This is a genomic window from Streptomyces sp. UH6 (assembly GCF_013421635.1).
Taxonomy (GTDB): domain Bacteria; phylum Actinomycetota; class Actinomycetes; order Streptomycetales; family Streptomycetaceae; genus Streptomyces; species Streptomyces abyssomicinicus.
In genome coordinates this window covers 1-4,580 of the sequence record NZ_JACADT010000444.1, presented here as the reverse complement: position 1 = coordinate 4,580, position 4,580 = coordinate 1, and the positions used below count along the sequence as shown (strand labels likewise).

The 4,580-nt window shown below is 73.4% G+C and carries 6 protein-coding genes; all 6 read left to right on the top strand.

Features of this window, described 5'->3' with window-relative positions:
• Positions 1–804 (top strand): GTP cyclohydrolase II (ribA, locus tag HW445_RS19480; RefSeq protein WP_180222274.1); only part of this gene is annotated, 804 nt, incomplete at its 5' end.
• 61 nt (positions 805–865) lie between these two features.
• Positions 866–1,351, top strand: a complete 486-nt coding sequence (ribH, locus tag HW445_RS19475; RefSeq protein ID WP_180222273.1) for a 6,7-dimethyl-8-ribityllumazine synthase — start codon at positions 866–868, stop codon at positions 1,349–1,351.
• A 32-nt stretch (positions 1,352–1,383) separates the two neighbouring features.
• Positions 1,384–1,656: a phosphoribosyl-ATP diphosphatase gene (locus tag HW445_RS19470; RefSeq protein ID WP_180222272.1), complete on the top strand. Its 273-nt coding sequence runs from the start codon at positions 1,384–1,386 to the stop codon at positions 1,654–1,656.
• A 117-nt stretch (positions 1,657–1,773) separates the two neighbouring features.
• Positions 1,774–2,622: an ATP phosphoribosyltransferase gene (gene hisG, locus HW445_RS19465; RefSeq protein ID WP_180222271.1), complete on the top strand. Its 849-nt coding sequence runs from the start codon at positions 1,774–1,776 to the stop codon at positions 2,620–2,622.
• Positions 2,623–2,680: 58 nt separating this feature from the next.
• Entirely contained in the window at positions 2,681–3,130 is a 450-nt protein-coding gene (locus tag HW445_RS19460) for a PH domain-containing protein (RefSeq protein WP_180222270.1), read from the top strand.
• Positions 3,131–3,411: 281 nt separating this feature from the next.
• The coding region (locus tag HW445_RS19455) for a hemolysin family protein (protein WP_180222269.1) at positions 3,412–4,580 on the top strand (1,169 nt) is incomplete at its 3' end.

Here is a 4,580-nt window from a genome sequence, read left to right as displayed (position 1 = left end):
GTCGACCTGGCCCGGCTCGCCGGGAAGCGGCCGGCCGGCGTGATCGTGGAGATCGCCGGGGAGGACGGCCGGATGCTGCGGCTGCCCGAGCTGGTGCCCTTCGCGCGCAAGCACGGACTGACCATCGTCTCCATCGAGGACCTGATCGCCTACCGGCGCTCCGCCGAGCCCACCGTCCGGCGCGAGGCCGAGGTCCGCCTGCCCACCCGGTTCGGCGACTTCACCGCCTACGGCTACCGCTCCACCGTCGACGGCGTGGAGCACGTCGCGCTGGTCCACGGCGACATCGGCGACGGCCGCGACCTGCTGGTCCGGCTGCACTCCGAGTGCCTGACCGGCGACGTCTTCCACTCGCTGCGCTGCGACTGCGGCCCCCAGCTGGAGGCCTCGCTGGAACGCATCCACGAGGCCGGCCGGGGCGTCCTGGTCTACCTGCGCGGGCACGAGGGCCGAGGCATCGGCCTGATGTCCAAGCTGCGCGCCTACGAACTCCAGGAACGCGGCCACGACACCCTCGACGCCAACCTCGAGCTCGGCCTGCCCGCCGACGCCCGCGACTACGGCGCGGGCGCGCGGATCCTCGCCGACCTCGGCGTGCGGACCGTGCGCGTGATGACCAACAACCCCGACAAGACCGACGCCCTCGCCCGCCACGGCATGGAGGTCCTCTCCCGGATCCCCATGCCCGTGCAGGCCGGCGAGCACAACGCCCGGTACCTGCGCACCAAGCGCGACCGGATGGGCCACGACCTGCCCTGGCTGGACCAGGACGGCGCCGCGGTGGCCGGCTGCGACGACCAGTGAGTCCCGGCCCCGCGGCCATCCCCGGACTCGACTTCCACCCCGAACCAACCCAGGAGAGAACGTGAGCGGCAAGGGCGCACCCGAACTGACCGTCGAGAACTGCGGAGACCTCCGGGTCGCCGTCGTGGCGGCGCAGTGGCACGACAAGGTCATGGACGGACTCGTCGACGGCGCCCTGCGCGCCCTGACCGAGCTCGGGATCACCGAGCCCACCCTGCTGCGGGTCCCCGGCAGCTTCGAACTCCCCGTCGTGGCCAAGGTGCTGGCCCAGCGCGGCTACGACGCGGTGGTCGCCCTCGGCGTCGTCGTCCGCGGCGGCACCCCGCACTTCGAGTACGTCTGCCAGGGCGTGACCCAGGGCCTCGTCCAGGTCTCCGTGGAGACCGGCGTCCCCGTCGGCTTCGGCGTGCTCACCTGCGACACCGAGGAGCAGGCCCTGGACCGGGCCGGCCTGCCCGGCTCGAACGAGGACAAGGGGCACGAAGCCGTCACCGCGGCCGTCGCCACCGCGACCACCCTGCGTTCAGTATCCGAACCCTGGCGGTGACACCTCCCGGGGACGCGTAGGGTGGAGCCACCATGTCCAAGAAGACTTTCGAGGAGCTCTTCACCGAGCTCCAGCACAAGGCCGCGCACGGCGACCCCGCCACCTCCCGCACCGCCGAACTGGTGGACAAGGGCGTCCACACCATCGGCAAGAAGGTGGTCGAGGAGGCCGCCGAGGTCTGGATGGCGGCCGAGCACGAGAGCAAGGAAGCCGCCGCCGAGGAGATCTCCCAGCTCCTGTACCACGTTCAGGTGATGATGGTCGCCCGCGGCATCTCCCTGGACGACGTGTACGCCCACCTCTAGGCCGCCCTGCCCCGCGCGTCCCCGCGCCCGTACGGCGCCGCCCGTACGGCGCCGCTCCCGCCCGTCCGCCCGCACCGTCCGCGACACCCCGCGAATCCGACCGAAGGAAGCCGTTCCATGCTGCGCATCGCCGTCCCCAACAAGGGTTCCCTCTCCGGCCCTGCGGCGGCCATGCTGCATGAGGCCGGCTACCAGCAGCGCCGGGAGTCCAAAGAGCTGCGGATCGTCGACCCGGTCAACGAGGTGGAGTTCTTCTACCTCCGCCCCCGGGACATCGCGATCTACGTCTCCTCCGGCCGCCTCGACATCGGCGTCACCGGCCGCGACCTGCTGATCGACTCCGGCGCCGACGCCGAGGAGATCCTCCCGCTGGGCTTCGCCCGCTCCACCTTCCGGTTCGCCGCCAGGCCGGGCGCGGTCAAGGACGTCACGGACCTCGCCGGCAAGACCGTCGCCACCTCCTACGAGGGCATCGTCGACAAGTACCTCGTCGAACAGGGCGTCGACGCCTCCGTGGTCCACCTCGACGGCGCGGTGGAGACCGCGATCGAGCTGGGCGTCGCCGAGGTCATCGCCGACGTCGTGGAGACCGGCACCTCGCTGCGCAACGCGGGCCTGGAGGTCTTCGGCGACCCGATCATGAAGTCCGAGGCCGTCGTGGTGCGCCGCACCGGCGCCGACACCGAGGACCCCAAGGTCCAGCAGTTCCTGCGCCGCCTGCAGGGCGTCCTGGTCGCCCGGACCTACGTGATGATGGACTACGACTGCCGGGTCGAGCAGCTGGAGAAGGCCGTCGCGCTCACCCCCGGCCTGGAGTCCCCGACCGTCTCGCCGCTGCACAACGAGGGCTGGGTCGCGGTCCGGGCCATGGTCCCCTCCGCCGACGCGCAGAAGATCATGGACGACCTGTACGACATCGGCGCCCGCGCCATCCTGACCACCGCCATCCACGCCTGCCGCCTCTGAGGCCGCCGCGGCCCCCAGCGGGCCGTCGCACCCACCCCGAGGATCCGAGGAAGACCGCATGACCACGCCGGAAACGCCCGAGCTCCCCGTCACCTTCCGGCCCGGCCGCACCCGCGCGGTGCTGCTGGCGCTCGGCGCCGCGATGTTCGTGGTCCTCACCGGCGTCGCCGTGCTGCTGCCCCGCCTCGGTGCGGGGGAGCGGCTGAGCTTCGTCCTCACCGGCGCGCTCGTGTTCGCCGTCCTGTGGGTGCTCGCCCGGCCCCGGGTCGTCGCCGACGGGGCCGGCGTGACGGTGGTCAACATCGCGTCCGGGCGGCGGCTGGAGTGGGCGGAGATCGTCCAGGTCCGGCTGCGGCCCGGCGACCCGTGGGTCTTCCTCGACCTCTCCGACGGCACCAGCCTGCCCGTCCTCGGCATCCAGCCCGGCGTGGCCCGGGAGCAGGCGCTGCGCGACGCCCGCGCCCTGAGGGCCCTGGTGGAGGCCAGGTCCACCGCCGACCGCGCCTGACGCACACCGGCCGCGGGGGGCGCGCGCGGACGCCGACGCCCCCCGCCCGGCGCAGTCGCCCCTGCCACGAAGGGCCTCCTCTTGATTAACCTGTGGGCTGGGACGTCACGGTGACGTCTCCGCCCCCGCGCCCTGCGCGGCCCGCCGGCCGCCGCCCGGGGGCTCCTGCGATCCGAGGAGTGACGAACTCCGGCGATGGACGGACCGTCCTGCAGTACCTGCGCCGCCCCTGCCCGAACTGACGCGGACCCGCTCCGCGTCGTCCCGGAGGCGGCGGCCACATGACCATCCCCCTGCTGCTCCTGGCAGCCGCCTTCCTGCTGATCCTGGCCAACGGATTCTTCGTGGCCGCCGAATTCGGCCTGGTGACCGTCGACCGCCCCGAGGCGGAGCGCGCGGCCGCCGAGGGCGACCGGCGCGCCCGGCGCGTGGTCGACTCCCTCAAGGAACTGTCGTTCCAGCTCTCCGGGACACAGCTCGGCATCACCCTCACCTCCCTGGTCGTCGGCATGCTCGCCGAGCCGGCGCTCGCCGGACTGCTGCACGGCCCGTTCACCGCCCTGGGACTGCCCGAGGGCGTCGTCCCCGGCGTCTGCGTGGCGGTGGGCATGCTGCTCGCCTCCGCGGTGCAGATGGTGATCGGCGAGCTGGTCCCCAAGAACTGGGCGGTCTCCCGGCCGCTCCAGGTGGCCCGCTTCGTGGCCGGACCCCAGCACCGGTTCGCCCGCCTGTTCCGCCCGGTGATCGCCGGGCTCAACGCGGTCGCCAACCGGCTGGTGCGCGCCCTGGGCTTCGAACCGGCCGACGAGCTGGCCTCCGCCCGCACCCCCGGCGAGCTGGTCTCGCTGGCCCGGCACTCCGCCCGGGCCGGCACCCTCGAACAGGACACCGCCGACCTGTTCGTCCGCACCCTGGCCACCCTCTCGCTGGGCGACCTGACCGCCCAGCACGTGATGACCCCGCGGGTGCGGGTCGCCGCCCTCCAGGCCTCGGCCACCGCCGAGGACGTGATCAACCTGACCCGGGCCACCGGCCTCTCCCGCTTCCCCGTCTACCGGGAGCGGATCGACGAGATCGTCGGCATGGCCCACCTCAAGGACGCGCTCGCGGTGCCCGCGCCCGAGCGGCTGCGCACCCCGGTGACGCGGATGTGCCGGCCCGCCCTGCTGGTCCCCGAGACCCTCCCGGTGCGGCCCCTGCTGACCCGGCTGCGCAGCGAGCAGCCGATCGCGGTGGTGGTCGACGAGTACGGCGGCACGGCCGGCGTGGTCACCCTGGAGGACATCGTCGAGGAACTGGTCGGCGAGGTCCGCGACGAGCACGACGGACTGGACCTGCCCGAACTCGCCCCCGCCGTCGCCGAGAACGGCGCGCCCGCCTGGGACGCCGACGGCGGCTGCCGGATCGACGTGCTGGGCCGCGCCGGACTCCGGGCGCCCGAGGGGCCCTA